The organism is Streptomyces sp. CB02400 (assembly GCF_001905725.1).
GTDB lineage: Bacteria > Actinomycetota > Actinomycetes > Streptomycetales > Streptomycetaceae > Streptomyces > Streptomyces atrovirens.
Genome location: NZ_LIWB01000003.1, coordinates 162,045 through 187,221 on the forward strand (window position 1 = coordinate 162,045; position 25,177 = coordinate 187,221).

At 70.4% G+C, this 25,177-nt stretch carries 21 protein-coding genes and 1 pseudogene; 13 read left to right on the forward strand and 9 right to left on the reverse strand.

Features of this window, described 5'->3' with window-relative positions; all coding sequences use genetic code 11:
• Window positions 1-24 precede the first annotated feature (24 nt).
• Window positions 25-393, reverse strand: coding sequence for a DUF192 domain-containing protein (locus AMK33_RS08850; RefSeq protein WP_073932223.1), 369 nt, complete (start codon window positions 391-393; stop codon window positions 25-27).
• A gap of 70 nt (window positions 394-463) precedes the next feature.
• Window positions 464-1,987, reverse strand: coding sequence for a discoidin domain-containing protein (locus tag AMK33_RS08855; protein ID WP_073932224.1), 1,524 nt, complete (start codon window positions 1,985-1,987; stop codon window positions 464-466).
• 298 nt (window positions 1,988-2,285) lie between these two features.
• On the opposite strand from AMK33_RS08855, the gene AMK33_RS08860 reads away from it, so the two are divergent.
• From AMK33_RS08860 to AMK33_RS08910, 11 genes and pseudogenes are all read left to right on the forward strand, one after another.
• Entirely contained in the window at window positions 2,286-4,538 is a 2,253-nt protein-coding gene (locus tag AMK33_RS08860) for a Tox-REase-5 domain-containing protein (RefSeq protein WP_235618026.1), read from the forward strand.
• A gap of 64 nt (window positions 4,539-4,602) precedes the next feature.
• Window positions 4,603-5,307 (forward strand): Imm52 family immunity protein, encoded by a 705-nt coding sequence (locus AMK33_RS08865; RefSeq protein ID WP_073932226.1) that lies wholly within the window; start codon window positions 4,603-4,605, stop codon window positions 5,305-5,307.
• Window positions 5,304-5,837 (forward strand): hypothetical protein, encoded by a 534-nt coding sequence (locus AMK33_RS08870; protein ID WP_073932227.1) that lies wholly within the window; start codon window positions 5,304-5,306, stop codon window positions 5,835-5,837. Before AMK33_RS08865 ends, AMK33_RS08870 begins: the two co-directional genes overlap by 4 nt.
• Window positions 5,838-5,908: 71 nt before the next feature.
• Window positions 5,909-6,580: pseudogene (locus AMK33_RS08875) on the forward strand (hypothetical protein).
• A gap of 26 nt (window positions 6,581-6,606) precedes the next feature.
• On the forward strand, window positions 6,607-7,605 hold the full coding sequence (locus AMK33_RS08880; protein WP_107425061.1) for a hypothetical protein: 999 nt from the start codon (window positions 6,607-6,609) through the stop codon (window positions 7,603-7,605).
• A 220-nt stretch (window positions 7,606-7,825) separates the two neighbouring features.
• Window positions 7,826-8,701, forward strand: coding sequence for an LLM class flavin-dependent oxidoreductase (locus tag AMK33_RS08885; RefSeq protein ID WP_073932229.1), 876 nt, complete (start codon window positions 7,826-7,828; stop codon window positions 8,699-8,701).
• Between the two features lie 42 nt (window positions 8,702-8,743).
• On the forward strand, window positions 8,744-9,553 hold the full coding sequence (locus tag AMK33_RS08890) for a class I SAM-dependent methyltransferase (protein WP_073932230.1): 810 nt from the start codon (window positions 8,744-8,746) through the stop codon (window positions 9,551-9,553).
• 757 nt (window positions 9,554-10,310) lie between these two features.
• Complete coding sequence (locus tag AMK33_RS08895) at window positions 10,311-11,084, forward strand: isoprenyl transferase (protein ID WP_073932231.1); 774 nt, start codon at window positions 10,311-10,313, stop codon at window positions 11,082-11,084.
• A gap of 305 nt (window positions 11,085-11,389) precedes the next feature.
• Window positions 11,390-12,715, forward strand: a complete 1,326-nt coding sequence (locus tag AMK33_RS08900; protein ID WP_073932232.1) for a PhoH family protein — start codon at window positions 11,390-11,392, stop codon at window positions 12,713-12,715.
• Window positions 12,716-13,125: 410 nt separating this feature from the next.
• The gene (locus AMK33_RS08905) at window positions 13,126-13,824 is read left to right on the forward strand and encodes a transglycosylase SLT domain-containing protein (protein WP_079194793.1); all 699 of its coding nucleotides are present in this window, start codon (window positions 13,126-13,128) and stop codon (window positions 13,822-13,824) included.
• A 144-nt stretch (window positions 13,825-13,968) separates the two neighbouring features.
• Window positions 13,969-15,357, forward strand: a complete 1,389-nt coding sequence (locus AMK33_RS08910; protein ID WP_073932234.1) for an AI-2E family transporter — start codon at window positions 13,969-13,971, stop codon at window positions 15,355-15,357.
• Window positions 15,358-15,482: 125 nt separating this feature from the next.
• Here AMK33_RS08910 and AMK33_RS08915 read toward each other — a convergent pair whose 3' ends face one another.
• Both AMK33_RS08915 and AMK33_RS08920 read right to left on the reverse strand, forming a co-directional pair.
• On the reverse strand, window positions 15,483-16,016 hold the full coding sequence (locus AMK33_RS08915; RefSeq protein WP_073932235.1) for an alkyl hydroperoxide reductase: 534 nt from the start codon (window positions 16,014-16,016) through the stop codon (window positions 15,483-15,485).
• Window positions 16,017-16,022: 6 nt separating this feature from the next.
• A complete protein-coding gene (locus tag AMK33_RS08920; RefSeq protein ID WP_073932236.1) occupies window positions 16,023-16,577 on the reverse strand; it encodes a peroxiredoxin in 555 nt (184 codons plus the stop codon).
• A 133-nt stretch (window positions 16,578-16,710) separates the two neighbouring features.
• Between AMK33_RS08920 and AMK33_RS08925 the strand changes: the two genes are divergently transcribed.
• Window positions 16,711-17,655 (forward strand): LysR substrate-binding domain-containing protein, encoded by a 945-nt coding sequence (locus AMK33_RS08925; RefSeq protein WP_073932237.1) that lies wholly within the window; start codon window positions 16,711-16,713, stop codon window positions 17,653-17,655.
• A 26-nt stretch (window positions 17,656-17,681) separates the two neighbouring features.
• On the opposite strand, the gene AMK33_RS08930 is transcribed toward AMK33_RS08925, so the two are convergent.
• From AMK33_RS08930 to AMK33_RS08950, 5 genes are all read right to left on the reverse strand, one after another.
• Window positions 17,682-20,018, reverse strand: coding sequence for an ABC transporter permease (locus tag AMK33_RS08930; RefSeq protein WP_073932238.1), 2,337 nt, complete (start codon window positions 20,016-20,018; stop codon window positions 17,682-17,684).
• Window positions 20,015-20,710 carry an ABC transporter ATP-binding protein gene (locus tag AMK33_RS08935; RefSeq protein WP_073932239.1) on the reverse strand — a complete coding sequence of 232 codons (696 nt, stop codon included), beginning with the start codon at window positions 20,708-20,710 and terminating at the stop codon, window positions 20,015-20,017. The genes AMK33_RS08930 and AMK33_RS08935 overlap by 4 nt, the downstream gene beginning before the upstream one ends.
• A complete protein-coding gene (locus AMK33_RS08940; RefSeq protein ID WP_037939462.1) occupies window positions 20,707-21,231 on the reverse strand; it encodes a PadR family transcriptional regulator in 525 nt (174 codons plus the stop codon). The genes AMK33_RS08935 and AMK33_RS08940 overlap by 4 nt, the downstream gene beginning before the upstream one ends.
• 162 nt (window positions 21,232-21,393) lie before the next feature.
• On the reverse strand, window positions 21,394-21,648 hold the full coding sequence (locus tag AMK33_RS45150; protein WP_073932240.1) for a hypothetical protein: 255 nt from the start codon (window positions 21,646-21,648) through the stop codon (window positions 21,394-21,396).
• Window positions 21,645-22,580 (reverse strand): SPFH domain-containing protein, encoded by a 936-nt coding sequence (locus AMK33_RS08950; protein ID WP_073932241.1) that lies wholly within the window; start codon window positions 22,578-22,580, stop codon window positions 21,645-21,647. The genes AMK33_RS45150 and AMK33_RS08950 overlap by 4 nt, the downstream gene beginning before the upstream one ends.
• A gap of 260 nt (window positions 22,581-22,840) precedes the next feature.
• On the opposite strand from AMK33_RS08950, the gene AMK33_RS08955 reads away from it, so the two are divergent.
• A complete protein-coding gene (locus AMK33_RS08955) occupies window positions 22,841-25,135 on the forward strand; it encodes a transglycosylase domain-containing protein (protein ID WP_073932242.1) in 2,295 nt (764 codons plus the stop codon).
• Window positions 25,136-25,177 lie beyond the last annotated feature (42 nt).

A 25,177-nucleotide genomic window follows, 5' to 3' on the forward strand; every position in this document is an offset into this window, starting at 1 on the left:
GTCCTCCTGCCCGGCGGCGGCGCCCTAAAGGCCCACTTCCACCCGGGCCCCGACCCGCAGCCCCCACCCCTCCATCGCCCCGGCCTCGGCTTCGAGCACATGCCGTGCCCGGAGCCGGGGCAGACCGAGCCGCCCCGGCGGCATGGTGCGTACGGCGACGACCCGGAGCCGCCGGTCGAGGTAGGCGACGTCGATGGGCATGCGCATACGGAAGGTGTGCACGCTGTTGGCGGGGGAGAGCAGCAGGGCCCCGTCGAGGGAGTCACGCCCGAGCAGCCCTTTGGTGCGGGCCCGGTAGGAGGTGGCGATCTCCAGGGGGACGCGCACCGGCACCCCCGCACCGTCCCCCCGTACGACGGTCAACTCCCCCCGCCCGTCCCGCCAGCGCGCCATCCCGACCGACCCCCTCGACCCCGACCGACGAACCGTCCGCCCCGAACGTATCTCCGCGGTCCCCTCGAAATCAGTGCTTGCGGAGTTGTGCGGCCAGGGCGGCGAGGGTCTGGGCGGTCTCGGACAGGCTCGCGACGGCGGCCTGGAGCTCCGAGGCGACGCGGGGAGCGGCGGGAAGGGCGGCGGACGTGGCGGCGACCGGCGTGCCGCGGTAGCCGATGGGACCCTCGTTCCAGCGCTGGTAGTAGCCGGTGAACGCCTGCCCGGCGGGCGCTTCCGCGAACCGGACCTGGGCGAGCTGGACCTCGGTCCCGCCGGAGTTGCGGGTGATGTCGAGACGGTAGTGGCGGTAGGCCCGGGCGTGGGAGCGGAGGTGGAACTCGCGGGTCTGGAACCGCTCGGTGAACTTCTCACCGCTCCGCGTGTCCAGCGGCGTCCACGTCCGGCCGTCGTGGGAGCCGAGGAGGGTCCAGTCGCGGGGGTCGCGCTCGGCGAAGTCGTTCGCCGACGTCAGGGAGTACGAGGCGACGGCGGTGGGACGGGCGAGGGTGAAGTCGAGGTGGGCGGTCTCCTCGAACGTCAGCCACTTGCTCCGCCGGTCCTCGAGGAGGTTGTCGGCCCCCTCGCCCCCTTCGTCGTACTCGTCGCTCGCCTCGACGTCGGTCACCTCGACCTCGGCGGCGGCGGTGTGCAGCACGGCCACCCCGGAGTTGCCCCGCTGGTCGCGCCAGGTGAACCGCTCGACGGGCGCCCCGCCGTCGTCGACCAGCAGCCGCAGTTCGTGGGAGGTGTGCCAGCGACCGCCCCACCCCTCCTCCGTGCGGAAGCGGTGCAGGGGGGACGCCGAGAGGTTCCGGGTGTCGTCCGAGAACGGCCGGCGGTCGGTGAGCCGCCCCCGGTACTCGTACGCCGTACCGTCCGCGGCGCGGTACACGCCGTGGAAGTCGGACATGTTGGACTGGAAACTGATGGCGGCCTCGGCGCCGTCCTCGCCGCGCCAGCCGAGCTGGGCGGGCAGGGAGTGCTCGTCCCGGTCGATGTGGAAGAGCAGCCGCGGGGCCGCCTGCCAGGAAGCGGAGGAGGAGTGGGCGGGGCGCAGCTCCGTACGGTAGGCGAAGACCGAGTCGCGGGCGGCCTCGGCGGTCCGCGCACGCTCGGAGCGGCCACGCTCCCGGACGGGGTCCAGGGTGATCCGGTAGAGCCAGAGCATGCTGCCGGCCTTGGCCGAGGAACGTATCTCCAGGGTGTTGGTGCCGGGCTTCAGCAGACGCCCCGGCACGGCGAAGACGTTGTCCTGCGGGAGGTCACCGCCGCCGGGCACGGTGAGGTCCTCGGCCACCACCTCACCCTGGACCAGTACGTCCATCGGCGCGTACCCGAGGTCGGAGCCGAGCTTGGAGACGAGGGCCGTGACGGTGAGCGTCACCTGGGGGACGTCCTCCGGGTCCGCCACCTCGAAGTCCAGCGTCACACTCCCGCCCGCGCTCAACGCCAGGTGCGACCCGGCGAACCGGGCCCGCTGATACCTGACATCGGCGTTGGCCAGCCGAGCCGGATCGACGGAGAAGTCGGCGTAGGTGGGCTCAAACCCCATGGCTGCTCCAGAGTGTGACGGTGCGTCAGTAGTCGTCGCCACGCGATGGCGACTGTGATCAGGACCCTAGTGGGCCGGACTGACAACGCCGGGTGGCACGCGTGATGGTTGGGTGCCGCTTTGGGCCCACGGGCCCATGTCCCGACCACCTGACCCTCCCTACCCTCGGGGCCTGCCGCGAACCAAACACGGTTGCGAACCGGGGGACTTGAGGAGGGGCGGTATGGCCTCGAACGGGGGAGGAGCGGGGGCGGGGGTGGCGCGGGGCGCGCCCGGGTACGGGGGAGGGCGGCGGGACATGCCCCGGTCCCTGTCCCGGGCCCTGCTGCTCGTGCACGCGCTGTTCGCGCTCACGGTGCTCGGGGGCCTGGGGCTGTTCCTCACAGCGGCGTCGTTCGACGCGGTGGACGGCACACTGCTCGCCCACGTGGCGTACGCCGCCGCTCCCGGAGTCCTCGGCTGGTGGCTGGCCCGCCGCACCCGGCAGGGCGGAGCCGGCGTCTGGGCCGGGCTGATCGTCGTACAGGCATGGCTGATCCTCGGCTCCGTATCCAACCTCGCCGACGGATCGGCCCGCGGTCTCACCCAGCTCCTCCTCCCCCTCCTGATCCTCTGCCTCCTGACCCGCCCCGAGAGCCGCGACTGGTACCGCCTCGCGGAATCGGACCGGCGTGAGCACCGCCCCTTCTCCCTGCCCCGGATGATCCGGTGGCGCCGGGACGACGGCCAGACGGCGGTGGAGTACGCGGGCCTGGTCGCGGTCGTCGCGGCGATCATCGCCGCGCTGGTCGTCAGCGGCCTGGGCACCCAGATCCTCACCGGCATCCAGGCCCAGGTCTGCCGCGTCACCGGCACGGCGTGTCCGGCACCCGGTGGGACCGACGACCGCCAGGTCACGGCGGAGGGCGACGGCGAGGGCACCGACGGTCCCGGCGGCACGGGGAACCCCGGCACGGGAAACCCCGGCGGCGACCCGGACGGTACGGGGAACCCCGGCGGCGACCCGGACGGCACGGGCCCCGGCCCCCGGGACTCCGACGGCACGCCCGCCGAGCCGGAGGACGCCCCCTCCGTCGTGGACCCGGTGGCCGCCGAGGACGAGATCGACGAGCCACCGTACGAGGACCCGACCACCGAAGACGAGGACGGCGGCGGCGACGGCGGCGACGAGGGCTGCTTCTCCGGCTTCGGCGCCTTCTTCGGCTGTGCCGGCGACCAGCTCGGCCAAGTGGGCGGAGGCCTCTTCGTCGACGGCGTCTGGGGCGACGTCACCGGCATCTGGGACGTCGTCACCAGCCCCGTCGACACCTGGAACGGCCTGATGGACTACGGCGGTTCCCTCGGCGGCGAGTGGTGGGACGACACCGCCGACGCCCGCGAGATGTGGGACGACGGCGACTACCTCGGCGCGATCCTGGACTGGGGCGGCGCCTCGCTCGGCACCGGCGGCACGGTCCTGTTCGACTCGTTCATCGGCGACGACGTCGTGGACCAGTGGAACAGCGGCAACGAGACCCGGGCCGTCACCACCGTCATCTGGAACATCGGCTCCCTCTTCATCCCCGGCTACGGCGAGGCGAAGATAGTCGAGAAGGTCGGCTCGCTCGGCCGGCTCAGCCGGGTCGTCGACGACGCCACCGAGGCCGCCCAGGACGCACGGCGCGCGGCCGAGGCCGGCGACCTCGACGCGCTGGAGGACGCCGCCCGGCGCGCCGACGAGGCGGCGGACGAGGCCGAGGACGCGGCCCGCCGCACCGGCTGCACCATCTCCGCACCGCCCCGCAGGACCCCGTACGGCGAGGTCCCGCACGGCGGACCCGGCACCGGCACCACCGTGCTCGCGGCGGTCGGCAGCCCGTACGTCGTCCTGGCGGAGGGCGGCTGTGACGAGGAAGCCCGCGAACAGGCCGAGGAGGCCCGCGCGGCCGAACGCCAGGCCTACCTGGAACGCAAACGCGCCGAGGAACCGGAACGCGCCCGGCAGGCCCTGGAGAACAGGAAGCAGTGGCCGGACCCCGAGCGCAACGCCACCAGCGACCCGCGCAACTACAACCCGCCGGACTGGGCCGACGACCTCGACAGCCGCACGTACGGCGACGCCGACAAGGGCGACGGCTTCTGGGCGAGCCGCGACCGCAACCCCCAGCCCAACTGGCGCAACGAGTCCTGGCTGCGCTACCAGGAACAGGTCACCGGCACGCAGCGCGGTCACGAGTACGTCGTCCCGCACACCGACCCGGACGTACCGGACGTCGAGTTCGACGGCTGGGACTCCTCCCGCCAGACCTACCTGGAGGCCAAGAACGGCTACGACAGCTTCCTGGGCGCCGACCGCACGGAACTCACCCCGTCGGGCCGGGAACGGCTGCTGACCGAGGCCCGCAGGCAGGTCACGGCGGCGCGGGGCAAGGACATCGAGTGGCACTTCTCCAACGAGGAGGTCGCCGACGCGGCCCGCGACGCCTTCGAGGACGCGGGCCTGGACATCGAGGTCGTCCACACGGCGCCCGAACCGGTCGCGGGCGACCGCCGCCCCGAGGCCTTCGACTGACGGGGCGGCAGACCGCGTACGACCTAGGGTGTGAAGCCGGACACGGGAAGAGAGGGAACGGGACATGCGACGCGTGGTGCGGGGCTTCTGGGGCCCCCGGCAGGAGTCGGCGGAGGAACTCGCCGCACGGTGGAGCACGATGCTGGACCGGTTCGCCCGACTGCTGCCACAGGTGACGGGAACATGGCGCACCGCTCCCGCCTCCGGACCGGCCGAGGTACTCCAGCCGGACGAGTCGTCCCTGCTCACCGCCCTGCGCACGGCCCGGACGGCCGACGACTGGTCGGCGGCGAACGGCACCTCACTCCGACTGCTCGCCGAGAACGCCGCCCCCGGCTGGAAGGTGGAGATCGCCGCACTCGCGGGCGGAACCCCGGAGTACCTGCTCCAGTCACTGGTGGCCACGATCGTGTCCCCCGACGAGGCGTCGGACCTCCCGGACGCCGAACTCCTCGCGGCAGTGGCGGAGTCATGGGTTCCGGACTACGGAGACGTGAGCGACCGGGCGGTGACGTCCGCGCTGAAGAAGGAAGCGGGCTTCAGGATCGGTACGCCGTCGGTCGGCTGGGTGGGCTACCTGTCCGCCGGCCGCGCGGCCCGCACCCCCACCGCCTCATTCCCCGACAGCAGGACACTCCCCACCGGTGGCACACTCCTGACCCTCGCACCCCCCGGAGACACGGCGACCGTGGTCAAGGCGTACCAGGCCCTCAGGGACTCAGGCGCACTGGACCCACTGCCCCACCCCATGACCAGGCCGGCACTGTGACGCCCCGCGCAGACGCCGCCTTCGACCTGCCCTCCGCCGTATCCACCATCGAGACCGCCCTGTCGTCTCCCCTCCCGACCTCCGGCCCCACCACCGACCAGGGCGAACCACTGACCGGCGAATGGACGTCGACGCGCGGCGAAGGCTTCCTGCTCCTCCCTCTTTGGCAGAGCGAAACCCTCACGGGTGTGTACGGCCGCGAATGGAACGAGGCGGAGGCGAGGGCGGAGTCGCACCTGGCCGCACTGACTTCGCACCTGGACGCCCACTGGGGCCCCCACCGCACGCTGAACATGCGAGCCCCCCTGCTCCGACGAGGCTCCGACGAACGGTTCCCCGAACCCTTCCGCACCCTCTTCGCCAAGGACTGCTACGGCGACCTGACGCTCTGGGGCCCGCTGCCCACCCGGCTCCCGTCCCCCCGCTGGGCCGCCCTCGCCCTCAACCAGTCCGACGGCGACGCCCCCTTGATCCTCACGGCCCTGATCACCGACCACCCGCTCACGGAACCGTCGAGCCCCGCAAGTTGACCCCGTTCACTCTGGTGCCTCGACTTACGCACCGGATAGCTTTGACTTCGCTGAAGCCAAGCCTCGCGCCACTGGGAGCCGACTGTGACCCGCCGCCCACCCTGCTCGCAGCGCTCGCGCTGACCGCCACCGCGGCCCTGACGCTGTCCGCATGCGGAAGCGACGACGACAGCCCGACGAAGGACAACGACAAGATCGCGGGCGCGGACACGGGCACCGAGAAGTCGGCCTCCCCGAGCGAATCGGCCCCCGCCTCGGCAGACCGCCCGAAGATCTAGCTGCCGTCCGACCTCAAGCTGACCTTTGAGGATTCCGAGACGGGGGATCCTGTTAAGGACGCGGTCCTGTCCGACAGCGCTGAACGGATGCGCGCTGTCGACGCCGCCATCACGGAAACAGATCCCAAGGGCGAGGCGATCGCCTACTACAACACGGGCAAGGCTCTGGAAGCCGCGCTGAACTGGGTTGCTCAGTTCGAGAAGGCCGGAGCCACCCTGACGGGTGAAGCTCGCTATTACGACCGCGAGGTGACGCTCAAGAGGAAGACCTCCGCCATTCTCATCTTCTGCGCGGATGAGAGTAAGGGGTTCAGCAAGGACAAGAAGACCAACGAGGTACACAAGACCCCGGTCACCAAGAACAGCTACGTGCTGTACAACACCAGGCTCGACAAGAACTCCGAAGGCGTTTGGCAGACATCTCAGATCGTCTCCACCAGGGGGGCTGCTCAGTGCCAGCCGTAACGAGGGTCTGGGCGGGTGCGACATGCATGCCTGCTATTGCGGTGCTGGCCTCCAGTCCGGTAGCACGAGCCGACTTTGTGCCAGGAGGTAAGGGCACGGGATCCGAGACCCAGGTGGAAGGCAGCCAGAGCGATGGGGGAATCTCGGCAACGGCGGGAGCAGTGGTGTTCAACCGGTCCAATAACGGCTCAGGCCCGAAGGCCGGCCCCGTAGCCTCCGCCACCAACTGGACCCCGCCCGCCTGCTATTACGCGCCCAAGTACACCCCGGAGCAATTGCAGAAGCACCTGGAGCCGATCTGGGAGGCCGGGTCCACGGGATATGAGTGGGACGCCGAGCAGCGCGACCGGTATGTCGAGGGCCACCCCTACAAGGACTTCAACAAGGACAAGACCGGCGAAGGCTACTGGTGGGACTCCTATGTCACGCCCGGTCGGGAGGGCGATCCGAGCGCGCTGGATTGTGACAAGCCCACCTTCTGGGTGGACGAGAACGACGATCCGCCGGCCGATATCCCGCAGGCGATCACCGCGGAGGTCCTCGCGCAACTCGCCTACGCGGAGATCCGTGTTCCCACGACGGAAGTGGATCTCGCTCCGAACGGGACAACCAAGGTGAATCTCCCCACCTGGGCGTGGTTGGATGCGGTGGATTTCAAACCGGTGTCGGTCACGGCTTCCGTTCCGCTGCTGGGCATCGAGGCGACTACGACGGCCGAACCGGTGTCCGTTCAGATAGACCCGGGCACGCCGGATGCCGAGACCTACCCCGCTTCCGGAGTCTGTGAGATCCAGAACGGACGCATCGGCGAGCCGTACGCCAAGGGCAAGGCGGACGAGACGCCTCCGTGCGGGGTGAAGTACCTGCGCTCCTCGGGCGGTGACCCGTATCAGCTCGAGGCCACGGTCACCTGGAAAATCCACTGGACGGGTACCGGCGTCGCCGGCGAACAGGGCTTGCCGGACGGCACGTTCGGTGGAGAGCAGGAAGTCGTGGTCCAGGAGATCCAGGCCATCAACCGCTGACCCCGAGCTTCGCCCCGCCGGGAGCCGACTGTGAACCGTCACCCGGCGGGAACGGGACCGGGGGCGCTGCGTACGTTCCGCTCGCCGACGTCCGGCAGGAAACGGGCGACGGTGACGAAATCGGCGTAGTCATGCCGCACGCCCAGACGTTCGAGGTCAAGACCGACTACCCGGCGAATCACGTTTCCCCGCCCACTCCCCGGTGGGTAGGAACACCCCCATGACCACACTTGGCGCAGTCTTCCGCCCCCAGCTCGCCCCCGAGCGTCTCCGTGCCGTTGCCGAGCTCGCCGATGAGGTGGGGCTCGAGGAGCTCTGGTTGTGGGAGGACTGTTTCCGGGAGGGTGGGATTTCGACCGCCGCTGCCGCGTTGGCGTGGACCGAGCGGGTCCGGGTGGGGGTCGGGCTGCTGCCGGTGCCGTTGCGGAACGTCGCCATGACGGCGATGGAGGCCGCCAGTCTGCACCGGATGTTCCCGGGGCGCGCGATCCTCGGTGTCGGGCACGGGGTGCAGGACTGGATGGGGCAGGTCGGGGCGCGGGCCGAGTCGCCGCTCACCCTGCTGCGGGAGCATCTCGTCGCGCTGCGGGCGTTGTTGGGAGGGGAGAGGGTCACCACCGAGGGGCGGTACGTCAGGCTCGACGACGTCGCCCTCGACTGGCCGCCGCAGGGGCCGGTGGAGGTGCTCGCCGGTGCCACCGGGCCCCGTACCGTGCGGCTCACCGGGGAGGCCGCCGACGGGACCGTCCTCACCGCCGACACCTCACCCGAGGGGGTGCGGCGGGCGCGCCGGCTCATCGATGAGGGGCGGGCCGCGGCGGGGCGTACCGGCGAATCCCACCAGGTCGTCGTCTATCTGCTCGCCGCCACGGGGGTCGGGGCCGGTGAGCGGGTGCGGGCCGATCTGGTCGCCGAGGGGGTGGGCGGGGAAGCGGAAGTCGGGGTCGCCGGGGACGCGGGGGCCGTCGCCAAGGCCGTACAGCGGCTCGCCGAGGCCGGGGCCGACTCGGTGATTCTCCAGCCGACCAGTGATGAACCGGACCCGGAGGGCTTCGTGCGGTTCGTGGCGGAGGAGGTGCGGCCGTTGGTGCCGTAAAGCCGGAGGACAGGTGATGGTTCCTTTGTGCATGATCGGTGCATGACGGACAAGGCAGCCCGCCGTACCTTCGACGACCTGATCGCGGAAGGCGCCTCCGTGCCCACCGAGGGGTGGGACTTCTCCTGGTTCGAGGGGCGGGCCAGCGAGGCCCGGCCCTCGTGGGGGTACGCCAAGGCGATGGCCGGCCGGCTGGGCGGGGCCGGTGCCGTGCTCGACATCCAGACCGGGGGAGGGGAGGTCCTGGACTTCGCCCTCGACAACGCTCCCCGGCGGCCCCGGCTCGCCGTCGCCACCGAGGGCTGGCCGCCCAACGTGGCCAAGGCCACCGCCCTGCTCCGGCCGCGCGGTGTCGCCGTCGTCGCCTCGCCCGAGGACGCGCCGCTGCCCTTCGCGGACGGAGCCTTCGACCTCGTCGTCAGCCGGCACCCCGTCGAGGCCCGCTGGGAGGAGATCGCGCGGGTCCTCGAGCCCGGTGGCGTCTACTTCGCCCAGCATGTCGGGCCCGGCAGCGTCCACGAGCTCGTCGAGTACTTCCTCGGGGCGCAGCCGGACGAGCGGCGCAACGTGCGGCATCCGGACCGTGAGCGGCGCGCGGCCGAGGCCGCCGGGTTGGAGATCGTCGAACTGCGGGCCGAACGGCTGCGCGTGGAGTTCTACGACGTCGCCGCCGTCGTTCATTTCCTGCGGAAAGTGATCTGGATGGTCCCCGGATTCACCGTCGAGGCATATCTGCCGCGGCTGCGCGCCCTGCACGAGCGGATCGAGAGCGAGGGGGCCTTCGTGGCCCACAGCACCCGGCATCTCTTCCGCGCCCGCAAGGGCGGAGCCGGCCGCACCTCGCGTCCGTGAGTTTCCTCATCGTTATGGGGTGCGGCTGGTTCGCGGAGCAGGGGATCACATAGGTTCGGACCAAGATGATTCGCGTCGGCAAAGCTGCGCGGGGCGGCGGTACCGCGCAGCGGAGGGGGCTGCGCGGTGCCCGATCCGGCCTTCCCGGGTCGATCCGGCCTCCTCAGGTCAATCCGGCGTCCGCGCCCGGGTCACCCGTCGGAGGGATGGCCGGAAGTGTGGTCATCCTGTCGGCGGGTGGTGTCACATCCGGCACAGGGTCCCCTCACCGCTCGATTTTCGCACGATTTCGCCGGTTTTCAGCCACCTCGGGGCCCTGAACGGAGCCTTCCAGGGCCGTCTGCGCGTTGTCGGGCGGTTTCGGAGAGTAGTTGTGGCGCGCCGATGTACGCAGCATCACTTACGAAGGGTTATGGTGGAAACCCCCCCTCGGGCCGGTCCGTCTCCCCCCCCACGGACCGGCCCGTTTTTTCTTGGCCCCGGCACGGGCGGGGCGAGCGGCCGACGGGACGGTGGTCCGGGACGGCGGTCCGGACGGTGGTCCGGGACGGCGGGCAAACGCAATCACCCCGGAAAACGCAACCACCCGAACTTCAAACCCGGACTTTGGGGGCCTCCGCCCCGGCAGGGGTACGCTTCGCCTTCGGGGACCGCCATACGGACAGGGGTCGCCCGCGGCCGAGACCGGGCCGCTTGCCGCGCCACGCGGCGGGGAGCGCCGCGCCTGTCCGATCCGTACGGAGGGGCTGACGATCACGTGAACCTGCGCGACAAGCTGCGGGGCCTGCTGGTCAGGCTGTACGCACGCCGGGTGGAAGGTCACCTGGACACCGCTCAGGTGCCCAAGCACATCGGCGTCATCATGGATGGCAACCGCCGCTGGGCGAAGGCCGCGGGTTCCAGCACCGTCCACGGCCACCGGGCCGGCGCGGACAAGATCGGGGAGTTCCTCGGCTGGTGCAGCGAGACGGACGTCGAGGTCGTCACCCTCTGGCTGCTGTCGACGGACAACTTCGACCGGCCGAAGGAGGAGCTCGTCCCGCTCCTCGGCATCATCGAGGACGTGGTGCGCACCCTCGCCGCCGACGGACGCTGGCGCGTCCATCACGTCGGCACGCGCGACCTGCTGCCGTCCGGGATGCAGACCACCCTGAAGGAGGCCGAGCAGGCCACCGCGGACGTCGACGGGATAGTGGTCAACGTCGCCATCGGATACGGCGGCCGCCAGGAGATCGCCGACGCGGTGCGGTCCATGCTGCTGGACGCCCACGAGCAGGGCACGTCGATGGACGAGCTCGCCGAGGCCGTCGACATCGACATGATCGGGCGTCACCTCTACACCCGCGCCCAGCCCGACCCGGACCTCGTCATCCGCACCAGCGGTGAGCAGCGGCTGTCCGGATTCATGCTCTGGCAGACCGCGCATTCGGAGTACTACTTCTGCGACGTGTTCTGGCCGGCCTTCCGCAAGGTCGACTTCCTGCGCGCGATGCGCGACTACGCCGCCCGCCACCGGCGCTACGGCGGCTGAGCACCCCGCACATCCTCCGCAGGTCACACGGAGTTCACCGGCACGCCGTCATATGCCGTGGCATGGCGGCGCTCGTTCGAGGGCATAAGCCAGACAGGTCGACACCCGAACCACGGGTGTCGGATCTCAGCGGGCGGCGCGGAGCCGTCCGCCCGGGAGGCCCTTTTGCAGCAGCCCGACCGTGCGGTCACGGCACGGAAGAAGCGGCGGAGGGCCGGTTTCCGGCCCGCTGCGCATGAGGGCCGTCGACCGGTCCAGTCTCGCCTCGTCGCTCCCCGACCTCATCCGAGGGGGTACGTCCTTCCGTGGTGACCAGCGCAAAGCGCCACAAGCCCGACCGGCGCACCTATGTTCTCGACACCAGTGTCCTGCTGGCCGATCCCAACGCCCTGAGCCGCTTCGACGAGCACGAGGTCGTGCTCCCCGTCGTCGTGGTGACAGAGCTGGAGGCCAAGCGGAACCATCCCGAACTCGGCTATTTCGCCCGGCAGGCGCTGCGCCTGCTGGACGACTACCGGGTGCGGTACGGCCGTCTCGACGCCCCCATTCCGACCGGGGACCTCGGCGGGACCGTGCGGGTCGAGCTCAACCACTCGGACCCCAGCGTGCTGCCCAGTGGCTACCGCCTGGGGGACAACGACTCCCGCATCCTCGCGGTCGCCCGCAATCTGCAGGCCGAGGGGTTCGACGTCACCGTCGTGTCGAAGGACCTTCCGCTCAGGATCAAGGCGTCCTCCGTGGGCCTCCTCGCCGAGGAGTACCGCGCGGAGCTCGCCATCACGGACTCCTCCGGCTGGACCGGAATGTCCGAACTGACCCTGCCCGGAGAGCAGGTGGACGTCCTCTTCGAAGAGGGGCACGTGTATGTGCCCGAGGCCTCCCGCCTGCCCGTGCACACGGGGCTGACCATCCAGTCGGAGCGCGGCAAGGCGCTGGGGCGGGTCACGCCCGAGGGCAACGTCCGGCTGGTGCGCGGCGACCGGGAGGCGTTCGGCATCAAGGGCCGCAGCGCCGAGCAGCGGATCGCGCTCGACCTGCTGCTCGACCCGGACGTCGGGATCGTCTCCATGGGCGGTCGGGCCGGCACCGGCAAGTCGGCGCTGGCCCTGTGCGCCGGCCTGGAGGCGGTGCTGGAGCGCCGTCAGCACCAGAAGGTGATGGTCTTCCGCCCGCTGTACGCGGTGGGCGGGCAGGAGCTCGGCTATCTGCCGGGTTCCGAGGCGGAGAAGATGAGCCCCTGGGCGCAGGCGGTGTTCGACACGCTGTCGGCGGTCACCAGCCGGGAGGTCATCGAGGAGGTCACCGCGCGCGGCATGCTGGAGGTCCTGCCGCTCACCCACATCCGGGGCCGCTCGCTGCACGACGCGTTCGTGATCGTGGACGAGGCCCAGTCGCTGGAACGGAACGTGCTGCTGACCGTTCTGTCCCGTATCGGCGCCAACTCGCGGGTCGTTCTGACCCATGATGTCGCCCAGCGGGACAATCTGAGGGTCGGTCGGTACGACGGTGTGGTCGCCGTCGTCGAGAAGCTGAAGGGGCATCCGCTGTTCGCGCACGTCACCCTGACGCGGTCCGAGAGGTCCCAGATCGCCGCGCTTGTGACCGAAATGCTCGAAGACGGGCAGATCTGACCCACACGCTCCAACAAGGGTCGGTTACCCAGTAGTTGGCGCCGTCCGGAAAGGCGTAGAGCCTAGCCGGGCGGCGTCGGCGTGTGTGCGGATTTCCGGGATTCCCCGGGGCCAAACGGGATGTGAGCTTTCACACGCAACGGAGAATTGCCTTGCGGCGTCGGGTTACGGCAGAGTCTCACTCCTGTCAGGCCCCGCATACGACACACCTGTATCCCCAGCGGTGCAGAACCCCAGTCTTAACTCCATAGCGTCGTCGTATGCCGCCCGAAGCACCACGCGGCGCTCCTTCCGTAGGAGTTGCCCACCGGGCCCGTGCCTCCCGTGACCCGTAGTTGGGGAGGCCAGTGCCAGGGGCACGATTGCGTCCGCGAGGGTCACCGAAGCGGGCGATGCTGGAAGGAAACCGTGTGAGCCGGATCTCGGTCCGGGGATTCGCAGTGGCCTCGGCCACGGCGGTCACCGCTGTCGGAAGTGTCGTCGGCGTTGCCTCGGGCAGCACCGCGCAGAACAACGACGCCGAAGCGACGGCAAGCGGCACCACGCTGCTCGCGGACATCCCCGCGGGCCAGCAGGCCCAGGTGCAGACCGCGTCCCTGACGCAGCAGGCCGAAACGATGGCCATCGCGGCGGACGCGAGCGCCAAGAAGGACGCCGAGGAGGCCGCCCGCAAGGCCGCCGCCGCGACCGCGGTCGCGAAGAAGGAAGCGGCCGAGAAGGCGGAGCAGGAGGCCAAGGAGGAGCGCGCGGAGGCCAAGGCCGCCGCCAGCCGCTCCGCGACCCGCGACGCGTCCAGCTTCCCGGTCCAGTCGTCCTACACGATCGCCGAAGTGCAGGCGATGGCCCGGCAGATCGTCCCGGCGGACCAGTTCCAGTGCTTCAGCACCATCGTGCAGCGCGAGTCGAGCTGGAACTACATGGCCGACAATCCGACCTCCGACGCCTACGGCCTGATGCAGGCGCTCCCGGGCTCCAAGATGTCCTCCGCCGGAGCCGACTGGGCGACGAACCCGGCCACCCAGATCAAGTGGGGTCTGGGCTACATGAACGAACGCTACGGCAGCCCGTGCGAGGCCTGGACGTTCTGGCAGGCCAACCACTACTACTAGAAGCACCGGGCGACCGTCGCCCCGGCCCCGCTCAACCACGGCACAGCCCCACACCGTCCTACGGTGCGGGGCTTTCGCCATGTACGGTCTGACCGACGACTCCAGGGGTGAGTGGTGGGGAGAAACGGGGGAAGAGGACGGATCATGTCGCGAGTGCCAGGATGGCTCGGCCGGGTCGGAGCCGGGCTGACCGAGGTCAGCAAGCGGTTGGAGGAGCGCCGCGCCGAGGTGGAGCGGGACCGTCCGTCGGACGCCGACCCCGACCCCGAGCCCGGACGGGTGAAGACCCCGAACCCCGCCCCCGAGCCGCCGCTCGAGTTCACGGCCGCCGTCGTCCCGGCCCGCCCCGACCCGGCGCAGGCCGTGCCCTGGGGGGTACGGGTCGCGGCCGAGGCCGGCTGGCGGCTGCTGGTGCTGGCCGGCACGGTCTGGGTGCTCATGCGGGTCATCAGCGCCGTACAGCTCGTGGTGCTGGCGTTCGTGGCCTCGCTGCTGATCACCGCGCTGCTGCAGCCTACGGTGGCGCGGCTGAAGCGGATCGGTGTGCCGCGCGGGCCGGCCACCGCGCTGACGGCGCTGTTCGGGTTCGTCGTGATCGGCCTCATCGGCTGGTTCGTGACCTGGCAGGTCATGGAGAACATCGACCACCTCTCCGACCAGATCCAGGACGGCATCGACGAGCTGCGCAACTGGCTGCTGAACAGTCCCTTCCACGTCACCGACAAGCAGATCAACGAGATCGCCAAGAACCTGCGGGAGGCGGTCGGCGCCAACACCGAGCAGATCACCTCGGCGGGCCTGGAGGGCGTGACCGTCGTGGTCGAGGCGCTCACCGGCATCCTGCTGGCGGTCTTCTCGACGCTGTTCCTGCTCTACGACGGCAAGCGGATCTGGCAGTGGTCGCTGAAGCTCGTTCCGGCCGCGGCCCGTCCGGGTGTCGCCGGGGCGGGTCCTGCGGCGTGGCGGACGCTGACGGCGTATGTGCGCGGCACGGTGATAGTGGCTCTGATCGACGCGATCTTCATCGGTCTCGGGATCTACTTCCTCGATGTGCCGATGGCGGTGCCGCTCGCCGTGTTCATCTTCCTGTTCTCGTTCATCCCGCTCGTGGGTGCGGTGGTGTCGGGAGCGCTCGCGGTGGTCGTCGCGCTCGTCACCCAGGGGGTGTTCACGGGCGTCATGACGCTGGTGGTGGTGCTGGCGGTGCAGCAGATCGAGGGGCACATCCTCCAGCCGTTCATCCTGGGGCGCGCGGTCCGGGTCCATCCGCTCGCGGTGGTGCTGGCGGTCGCCTCGGGCGGGATGGTGGCCGGTATCGGGGGAGCGGTGGTGGCTGTGCCGCTGGTCGCGGTCACCAATACCGTCGTCGGCTATCTGCGTGCGTACACGCACGAGACGGCCGTGGTCCAGGCTCCCCGGCCGCGGGGGGCGACGGCGATGTCCGAACCGGACGCCCCGCTGCCGGCGGTGTCGGAGGCCCGGCCTCCGACACCGGATACGGAGAGGCGGCCGGGGGGTGCCGACGAGGAGTAGGCGCGGCTGCACGCGGTGGGCGGGGTGCGCGGAACGTGGGGTGTCGGGTGTGCCGGGCACGTGGGGTGTATGGGTCGGGCCCGGCCACCGGGTGGGGTGGGCGGGCCCGAGAGGTGGGGGCGGAGTCAGTCCGCGAGGGCCGCTTCCGCGTCCAGCGTCGCGGCGACCGCCTGGATCACCGCGGCGATCTTGAACGCCTCCTGGACGACCTCACGCTCCACGCCGGCCTTGCGCAGCACCTGCTCGTGCGAGTCGAGGCACATGCCGCAGCCGTTGATCGCGGAGACCGCGAAGGACCAGAACTCGAAGTCGACCTTGTCGACGCCCGGGTTGCCGATGACGTTCATCCGCAGGCCGGCGCGCAGGTTGCCGTACTCGTGGTCCGACAGCAGATGACGCGTCCGGTAGAAGACGTTGTTCATCGCCATCACCGCGGCGGCGGCCTTCGCGGCCGTGTACGCCTCCGGCGACAGGTTCGCCTTCGCCTCCGGCTCCAGCTCGCGCAGCACGATGGCCGAGCGCGAGGCGATCGCCGTCGACAGCACCGTGCCCCAGAGCTGCTGGGCCGGCAGGTCGGAGTTGCCGATGACCGAGCCCAGGTTGAGCTTCAGGTCCTTGGCGTAGTCCGGTATGCGGGACTTCAGGGAGTCGAGGGACATGTCAGCTCACTCCCCGGACAGCAGCGCGACCGGGTCCAGGGTCTCGTCGCCCTTGGACCAGTTGCACGGGCAGAGCTCGTCGGTCTGCAGGGCGTCCAGGACCCGCAGGACCTCCTTGGGGTTACGGCCGACGGAGCCGGCGGTCACCATGGAGAACTGGATCTCGTTGTTCTGGTCCACGATGAACACGGCGCGCTTGGCGAAGCCGTCCTCGCCCTCGATGCCGAGGTCGCGCATCAGCTCGTGCTTGGAGTCCGCCATCATCGGGAACGGCAGGTCGCGCAGGTCGTCGTGGTCCTTGCGCCAGGCGTGGTGGACGAACTCGGAGTCGCCGGAGAAGCCGAGGACCTGGGCGTCACGGTCGGCGAACTCGTCGTTCAGCTTGCCGAAGGCGGCGATCTCGGTCGGGCACACGAAGGTGAAGTCCTTGGGCCACGCGAACACGATCTTCCACTTGCCCTCGTAGGTCTTGTGGTCGATCGTCTCGAACTCCTTGCCCTTCTCCAGCGAGACGCAGGCGGTCAGTTCGAAATCGGGGAACTTGTCACCGACAGTGAGCACAGGCTCTCCTTGCAGCGAGGAAACGCCCGGATTACGGGCATTTCCCATGGGTTGGACCTTGTTGATGTTGGCACATCGCGCATTGATTAGTGAAATAGCTACACTCGGTCGTGTTGATCGGAGGTAGCTATCAGTGACCGTGGGCAAGAGGCGCAGGCAGCCCAGTTTCGCTCAGCTCCGCGCGTTCGCCGCGGTGGCCGAGCATCTGCACTTCCGGGACGCCGCCTCGGCGATCGGGATGAGCCAGCCGGCGCTGTCGGGCGCCGTGTCGACGCTGGAGGAGACGCTCGGTGTCACCCTCGTGGAGCGTACGACGCGCAAGGTGCTGCTCTCACCGGCCGGTGAGCGGCTCGCCGCCCGCGCCAAGGCCGTACTCGGGGAAGTCGACGCGCTGATGGAGGAGGCGGACGCGCTGCGGGCGCCGTTCACCGGGGTGCTGCGGCTCGGCGTCATCCCGACCGTCGCGCCCTATCTGCTGCCGACGATCCTGCGGCTGGTCCGCGGCCGCTATCCGCTCCTCGACCTCCAGGTGCACGAGGAGCAGACCGCGAACCTGCTGGACGGACTGGCCGGCGGCCGGCTCGACCTGCTGCTGCTCGCGGTGCCCCTCGGTGTCCCCGGCGTGACCGAGATCCCCCTCTTCGACGAGGACTTCGTGCTGGTCACCCCGCTCGGCCACCGGCTCGGCGGCCGGGAGGGCATCCCCCGCGCGGTGCTGCGCGAGCTGAACCTGCTGCTGCTCGACGAGGGTCACTGCCTGCGCGACCAGGCCCTGGACATCTGCCGGGAGGCCGGGCGGGCCGACGTCCCGGCCACGACGACGGCGGCCGGACTGGCCACACTCGTCCAGCTGGTCGCGGGCGGCCTCGGGGTGACCCTGCTGCCGCGCACCGCCGTCCAGGTCGAGACCGCCCGCTCCAACCGGCTGCTCACCGCCCGCTTCACCGATCCGGCTCCCAGCCGCCGCATCGCCCTCGCCATGCGCACGGGCACGGTGAGGGCGGCGGAGCACAAGGAACTGGCGGCGGCCCTGCGCGCGGCGATGCGGGACCTTCCGGTGCGGATAGTGGGGAACTGAGCGCCCCCGCGGCCCGTACGGTTCGCTCACTCCGTCCGGAGGCCGTCCGGGCGCATCATGCGCAGCAGCGGGGGCAGGCTCAGCAGCGTCACCGCGAGGACCACGCCCGCGCCCATGCCGGTCATCCGCAACACGCTCGGCCAGTCCACACCGACCGGTGTCGAGGTCATCTTCAGCAGCACCGTGCCCAGGGCCACGCCCACCACCGAGGCCAGCAGCAGACCCAGGCCGATCGGGATCGCCGTCTGCCACAGCACCGACAGGCTCAGCGTGCGGCGCCGGGTGCCGAAGGCGACCAGGGCCGACAGCAGCTTGCGGCGTTCCCGCAACTGCTCAAGCTGGGAGACCAGCAGACTCGCCCCGATCAGCGCCAGTACGGCGGCGGCGCCGACGAACAGGCCCGTACGGATGGAGTCGTAGCGCTCGGAACGCTCGACGGAGTTCCACGTCATCGGATAGGCCAGCGGGTCGACCGCGGCCGCCGTGTTGCGTATGTACTCGTCGGCGTACGGCACCGAGTCGTCGACCGACAGATACAGCTGGCCGGTGACCGCCTCCGCCATGTCCGCGGGCACCGCGGCCGGGGTCACGAGGAAGCCGCCGCGCCTGGTCCCGGTCGGATCCTCGACGGAGTCGGCCTGCTTCAGGCCCTCGGGGAGGGTCCAGACGACGTTCTCCCTGCTGCTGTCGCTGATGGACTTCTCCAGGTACAGCTTCTGGCCCGGCCTGCTCAGCGACGGGGTGTCGGTGTCGTACTCGCCGCCCCGGACCGCGAACACGTCGCCGTCCGCGCACGAGGGCAGCTTCGCCACCTCGCGCAGGGTCGCGCAGTCACCGATGGTCAGCTGGGCGGTGCGCTGCGGATCCTTGTTCCAGGGCCGGTCGCCGAAGTACCCCTCGGACAGCGGGTAGACCTTGCGGACGCCCTTGGTCTCCTCGAACTTCGCGGTGGCCGCGGCGAGTTCGGAGCCCTCCGGCACCCGTACCTGCATCTGCGCCAGCGACATGTCGTAGCCGGTCTCCTCGGTGTAGTCGCCCTCCACCCCGGCGAACAGCATCTGCAGCGCGATCGCGCCGGCCACGGCCACCGCGATGCCGTTGACCATGCGGGCCGCCGCACCGCTGCTCAACTGAAGGCGGCGCACCGCCAGTTGCCAGGAGACGCTGCCCGGTCCGAGCCGGGCGACGACCGTCTCCACGATCCACGGCAGCAGCGCGGTGACCCCGACGAGCAGACAGATGACACCGCCGGTGACCAGGTACTGGTTGAAGTCCCCGTTCTCCCGGCCCTGGCCGAGCATGGGGAACAGCATGCCGATCCCGGCCAGCGGCAGCAGCAGCCGCCACCACAGCCGGCGGCGGGCGGGCCGCGCCGTGCGCACCACGCCCAGCGGTTCGATGACCACCCCGCGCAGCGCCAGCAGCGTCACCAGCACCGCGGCCCCCGGAACCGCCACCGCGACCAGCAGCGCCAGCAGCGGCGAGGGGTTCAGGTAGCTCGGGAAGACACTGATGTGGAACACCTCGACGGACGCCGCGAACTCGCGCCCCGCCAGGAAGAACCCGGCGCCGAACACCAGCCCGAGCAGTGCCCCGGCGAGCGCCTCGCCCGCGGCGATCCGCCGGGTCATGCCACCGTCGGAGCCGACCAGCCGCAGCGCGGCCAGCCTGCGGTCGCGCCGCTCGCCGCCGAACCGTACGGCCGCGGCGATGAACACGGCGACCGGCATCAGCAGCACCACGAAGACGACCAGGACCAGCAGCATGAGGACCGGGTCCATCTCCTCGACCACCGGGTCGGGGTTCCCGAAGGAGTCGATACGGCCCACCATCCCGTCGCCGGCCCGCCCCGCGAGGCCCTCGGCGCCCGCGTAGTAGGCGAGCTCCTGCGAGCCGATCAGCCCCTGCTCACCGATCGTCCCCACGATGTCGTACGACAGCCGCTCCCGCAGCAGCTCGCCGCCGTCCGAGTCGAGGAGTTCCCTCAGCGCGGGGGAGACCACCATGTCGCCCGGCGCCGGGAACTCCCGCAGGCCGGGCGGCAGCGGGGCCTTGTCGCCCTCCGGCTCCAGCAGCCGGCCGCGGACGTCCCGGCCGTCGAACTCGGTGTCGGTGTCCGCGGTCATCAGGGTGTCGTCGGCGCGCTCGATCTGCTCGCCGAAGGTGTAGTTGAGCCGTGCCTCCTCCCGCCGGTCCCGCTCCGCCAGCGCGCCGGGCAGGGCGGTGGTGAGCAGCAGCAGCGCCACCCCCAGCCCGACGCCGACGGCGGTGAGCAGAGCCCGGATCCACCCCTCGCGTCCGCCGGCGAAGGCGAACCGGGTTCCCATGGTCAGATCGCGGGCCCACTGCTTGGCGGTACTCATACGACGCGCTCCATGTCCCGGGACTTCCCGTCGCGCACGACGACCTCGCGGTCGGAGTACGCGGCCACCCGCGCCTCGTGCGTGACCAGGACGACGGCGGCGTTGGTGGACCGGGCGGCGTCGGTGAGCAGCTCCATCACCCGCTCGCCGTTGAGGGAGTCCAGCGCGCCGGTCGGCTCGTCGGCGAACAGCACCCGCGGGCCGGTGACCAGCGACCGGGCCACGGCGACCCGCTGCCCCTGACCGCCGGACACCTCGCCGGGCCGCTTCTTGCGGACGTCGTCCACCTCGAGCCGCTCCATCCAGGTCAGCGCGGCCCGCTCGGCCTCCTTGCGGGACGTGCCGTTCAGCCGCAGCGGCAGGGCGACGTTCTCCACACAGGTGAGCTCCGGGACGAGCTGCCCGAACTGGAAGACGAAGCCGAACTCCGAGCGCCTGAGCGCACTGCGCTCGGCGTCGCTCATGGCGGTCAGCTCGCGCCCGTCGTACGTGATCGACCCGGAGTCGGGGGTGACGATCCCGGCGAGGCAGTGCAGCAGCGTCGACTTGCCCGACCCGGAGGGCCCCATCACGGCGACGACCTCGCCGGGGTGGATGGAGAAGGCGGCGCCGTCGAGCGCGGTGGTGGGGCCGTAGGCCTTGCGCAGGTCCTGGGCGGTGAGCAGCGAACCGGGAGGAACGGGCGCGGTCATCGGGTCACCGCCGCACGGAGCTTGTCGAGACGCGCCGCGGTCAGCTCCAGCCAGCGCAGATCGGCCTCGAGGTGGAACAGGGCGTGGTCGCAGATGAGCTGGTCGGCGAGGTCGCCCTTGCGCTTGCGGTCGGTGAGGATCCGCATGCCGCGCAGATGCTCCGAGCGCTGGGTGTCGAGGATGTCGGCGGCGTCCCGGCTGGTGAGGAGAGCGAGGACGACCTTGGTGTAGAGCGTCGACTGGAGGTACGGCTCCGGCTTCTCCGGCGTGGCGAGCCAGCGCTCGACATCGGTGATGCCGGCCTCGGTGATCGCGTACCGCTTCCGCTCGGGGCCGCCGCCGGCCTCGATGCCGTCGACCTCGACGAGCCCGTTCTTCAGCAGCCGGGACATCGTCGAATAGACCTGGCCGTAGTGCAGCGGCCGATCGTGACCGAACTTCTCGTCGAAGGCCCGCTTCAGGTCGTAACCGTGACGCGGACCGGACTCCAGGAGCCCCAGGAGGGTGTGACCGATGGACATGCGGAGCACTCTACACACGGTGTATACGCGGTATGTATACACGGAGTGTGCAGGTCGTGCCGGGGCGTACGGAGACGCAGGTGGGGGCCGATTGTCACGGTTCTGCTACCAGCCAGCCCGTCTGGGGGCGCCCCCTCCGGGAGGGTTTGAGGACGAGGCCGTTCAGGCCGACGGGGGTCTGGGGGCGGAGCCCCCGGGCGGCCGACCACGACGAGGCAGAGGCCCCGCCTCACCGGGCAACCGCCCCGCCTCCGCGAGAGCACGTCGCAGCAGAAACTCGATCTGCGCATTGGCCGAGCGCAGCTCATCGTTCGCCCACCGCGCCAGCGCCTCGTACACCGACGGGTCCAGCCGCAGCAGCACCTGCTTGCGCTGCGGCCGGCCCTGGGGGGCCGGGCCCCCGGACGGAGTCGTCACTGGTAGAGCGTCCCGGTGTTGAGGACCGGCTGCGCGGAGCGGTCACCGCACAGCACCACCATCAGGTTGGACACCATCGCCGCCTTCCGTTCGGGGTCCAGCTCCACGATGTCCTGCTCGGCGATCCGGGCCAGCGCCGACTCCACCATGCCCACGGCACCCTCCACGATCTTCTGCCGAGCCGCCACGACGGCACCCGCCTGCTGCCGCTGGAGCATCGCCGAGGCGATCTCGGGAGCGTACGCGAGGTGCGTGAACCGGGACTCGATGATCTGCACCCCGGCCGCCTCCACGCGCGCGTGCAGTTCGACGGCGAGCTTCTCGGTGATCTCCTCGGCGTTGCCGCGCAGCGAGAGGCCGTCCTCGTCGTGGGCGTCGTAGGGGTACTCGATGGCGATGTGCCGCACGGCCGCCTCGGTCTGGGTGGAGACGAACTCGATGTAGTCGTCGACCTCGAAGGTGGCCTGGGCGGTGTCCTCCACCCGCCACACCACGACCGCGGCCAGCTCGATCGGGTTGCCGTAGGCGTCGTTCACCTTCAGGACGGCGGTCTCGTGGTTGCGTACCCGCGTCGAGATCTTGGTGCGTGAGGTGAGGGGGTTCACCCAGCGCAGTCCGTCCTGCCGGATCGTGCCCCGGTAGCGGCCGAAGAGCTGCACCACCCGCGCCTCGCCCGGCGCCACCATGTTCAGCCCGCACATCGCGAGGAACGCGGCGATGGCGACCAGGATGCCGCCGATGATCAGTACGGCCTTGGCCCCGGCCCCGCTGACCGCCGTGGCGACGACGATCATCCCAATGCCGACCAGCAGGCCGACGAGGCCGAGCAGCAGCGCCAGTCCGCCGCCGATGCTGTGCGCCGCGAACTCCCGCACGCGCGGGGCCGGCATCTCGGGCACATCGGCCGTGACCTGCGTGTCGTGTGTGGACATGGGTGATCCCCCGTTTCTCCGGGCGCCCGCCGAGCGGCTAGCGCCTGTCTAGCTAAGTGATATCACTTTACCCCGCCCCGGCAACCTCACACCCCTCTCGAACGTCGGTTCCGTTGGAGCGGGTGCTGATTGTCACGCCCGTAAAGGCCGGATCGGCGGCTCTTTGTCATAGCTCCCGGTGTTAGCTTTCTGAGCTGACCCGAGCGGCGAACTGGTGTGGCTGAAGAGCACACACGAACGAAGCGGAGCGGAACGGACGCATGGGACGAGCGGAAGAAAGACGCGCACGACAGCGCGGTGGGCGCCGTGCGGCACCCAAGGGCCGCCGTTCGTCGGGCGCGGCCGGACGCGGCGGCATACGCCGCCTCTTCACCTGGAAGAAGATCCTCGGCACGTTCTTCGGCCTCTGCCTGCTCGGCATGGGCGCCTTCATCGTGCTGTACATGGTGATCGACATCCCCGAGGGGAACGCCGACGCCGAACTGCAGGGCAACGTCTACGAGTACAGCGACGGCTCGATCATGGCCCGCCGGGGCTACAACCGTGAGATCGTCGACCTCGCCAAGGTGCCCAAGGACGTCCAGCGCACCTTCGTCGCCGCCGAGAACAAGTCCTTCTACAAGGACTCCGGCGTCGACCTCAAGGGCACCGCGCGCGGTCTGCTCAACACGGTCTCCGGCAAGGGCGCGCAGGGCGGTTCGACGATCACCCAGCAGTACGTCAAGAACTACTACCTGACCCAGGAACAGACGGTCACCCGCAAGCTGAAGGAACTGGTCATCTCCCTGAAGCTGGACCGGGAGAAGTCCAAGGACTACATCCTCGCCGGCTACATCAACACCAGCTACTACGGCCGCGGCGCCTACGGGATCCAGGCCGCCGCGCAGGCCTACTACCGCGTCGACGCCGAGGACCTCACCGTCGAGCAGGGCGCGTACCTCGCCGCGCTGCTCCAGGCGCCGAACCAGTACGACTGGGCGATCGCCAGCGACACCGGCAAGAAGCTCGCCCAGGAGCGCTGGAACTACGTCCTGGACAACATGGTCGAGGAGAAGTGGCTGGACCGGGCCGACCGCCAGGGCATGAAGTTCCCGGTCCCCAAGGAACCCAAGGCCGTTCCCGGGATGGAGGGCCAGACCGGGTACCTGGTCGAGGCGGCCAACGCCGCGCTCAAGCAGCAGCTCGTCGCCCAGGGCGTCGCCGAGGACACGAAGCAGGCCGACGCCATGCTGGACCTCGGCGGCTACACCATCACGCTGAACATCGACAAGAAGAAGCAGAAGGCGCTGGAAGAGGCGGTCAAGACCAAGCTCACCAGCAGGCTCGACCCCGACAAGCGCGAGGTCGACGCCGACGTCCAGGCCGGAGCCGCCTCCGTCGACCCGAAGACGGGCGCGGTCCTGGCGATGTACGGCGGCGTGGACTACGTGAAGCACTTCAGGAACAACGCCACCCGCGACGACTACCAGGCCGCCTCCACCTTCAAGCCGGTGATCCTCGCCGCGGCCGTGGACCAGGACGCCGAGACCCAGGACGGCGTGCCGATCACGGCGAACACCATCTACGACGGCACGAGCGAGCGCCCCGTGATGGACGGCGACAAGGAGGTCGGCTTCGCGCCGCCCAACGAGGACGACCGGAGTTACGGCGACATCACCGTCCAGGAGGCGATGAACAAGTCCGTCAACTCGGTCTTCGCGCAGATGGGCATCGACGTCGGCATGACCGAGGTGGTCGAGACCGCGGGCGAACTCGGCATGGAGACCGAGGGCATGGACCCCGTGCCCGCGCAGACGCTGGGCAGTATGGGCGCGAGCCCGCTGGAGATGTCCGGCGTCTACGCCACCCTCGCCAACCACGGCAAGAAGGTCACCCCGGCGATCGTGAAGTCGGTCGAGCACAAGGACCGCGCGGTCGAGTTCCCGGACCCGATCGGTGAGCAGGTCATCAGCCGCGAGGCCGCCGACACGGTGACCTCCGTGCTCACCGGCGTGGTCGACGACGGTACGGCCCGGGTGTCCGTGAAGGAGAACCCGCTGCGCGACGGCCAGGACGTCGCCGGCAAGACGGGTACGTCCGACAACAACAAGTCGGCCTGGTTCACCGGGTTCACCCCCGAGCTGGTCACCTCGGTCGGCCTGTTCGGCGAGGACGACAAGAGCGGCAAGCAGGTCCCGATGTACCGGGCGGCCGGCGTCGACTACCGCGTCAACGGCGGTGGCCCCCCGGCGGAGATCTGGGCCGCGTACACCTTCGGCGTCATGGACGAGGTCACCGAGTTCGACCTGGACACCAAGCAGGGCAACGCGGTGAAGAAGCCGAGCAGCTCGCCGTCGGTCTCGCAGTCGCCCTCGCAGAGCCCGAGCGACGAGCCGACGAGCGAGGCGCCGACCACCGAGGCGCCGCCGGAGACCTCCGCGCCGCCGTCGTCCGCGCCGCCGAGCAGCCGGCCGCCGACGTCGGAGCCGCCGACGCTCCCGACCACCTCCACATCGCCGACGTTCGAGCTTCCGGGGGGCCCGGAGGACCCGGGAGGCGACGAGGAGCAGCAGTAGACGGAGAACAGAGGGGCGCCCGGTGACCGCACCGGGCGCCCC

Excerpts from the sequence above, each read along its gene's own strand:
- AMK33_RS08850 (WP_073932223.1), bottom strand. The coding sequence starts at position 393 with ATGGCGCGCTGGCGGGACGGGCGGGGGGAGTTGACCGTCGTACGGGGG.
- AMK33_RS08855 (WP_073932224.1), bottom strand. The coding sequence starts at position 1,987 with ATGGGGTTTGAGCCCACCTACGCCGACTTCTCCGTCGATCCGGCTCGG.
- AMK33_RS08860 (WP_235618026.1), top strand. The coding sequence starts at position 2,286 with ATGCCCCGGTCCCTGTCCCGGGCCCTGCTGCTCGTGCACGCGCTGTTC.
- AMK33_RS08865 (WP_073932226.1), top strand. The coding sequence starts at position 4,603 with ATGCGACGCGTGGTGCGGGGCTTCTGGGGCCCCCGGCAGGAGTCGGCG.
- AMK33_RS08880 (WP_107425061.1), top strand. The coding sequence starts at position 6,607 with ATGCCTGCTATTGCGGTGCTGGCCTCCAGTCCGGTAGCACGAGCCGAC.
- AMK33_RS08885 (WP_073932229.1), top strand. The coding sequence starts at position 7,826 with ATGACCACACTTGGCGCAGTCTTCCGCCCCCAGCTCGCCCCCGAGCGT.
- AMK33_RS08890 (WP_073932230.1), top strand. The coding sequence starts at position 8,744 with ATGACGGACAAGGCAGCCCGCCGTACCTTCGACGACCTGATCGCGGAA.
- AMK33_RS08910 (WP_073932234.1), top strand. The coding sequence starts at position 13,969 with ATGTCGCGAGTGCCAGGATGGCTCGGCCGGGTCGGAGCCGGGCTGACC.
- AMK33_RS08915 (WP_073932235.1), bottom strand. The coding sequence starts at position 16,016 with ATGTCCCTCGACTCCCTGAAGTCCCGCATACCGGACTACGCCAAGGAC.
- AMK33_RS08930 (WP_073932238.1), bottom strand. The coding sequence starts at position 20,018 with ATGAGTACCGCCAAGCAGTGGGCCCGCGATCTGACCATGGGAACCCGG.
- AMK33_RS08935 (WP_073932239.1), bottom strand. The coding sequence starts at position 20,710 with ATGACCGCGCCCGTTCCTCCCGGTTCGCTGCTCACCGCCCAGGACCTG.
- AMK33_RS08940 (WP_037939462.1), bottom strand. The coding sequence starts at position 21,231 with ATGTCCATCGGTCACACCCTCCTGGGGCTCCTGGAGTCCGGTCCGCGT.
- AMK33_RS08950 (WP_073932241.1), bottom strand. The coding sequence starts at position 22,580 with ATGTCCACACACGACACGCAGGTCACGGCCGATGTGCCCGAGATGCCG.
- AMK33_RS08955 (WP_073932242.1), top strand. The coding sequence starts at position 22,841 with ATGGGACGAGCGGAAGAAAGACGCGCACGACAGCGCGGTGGGCGCCGT.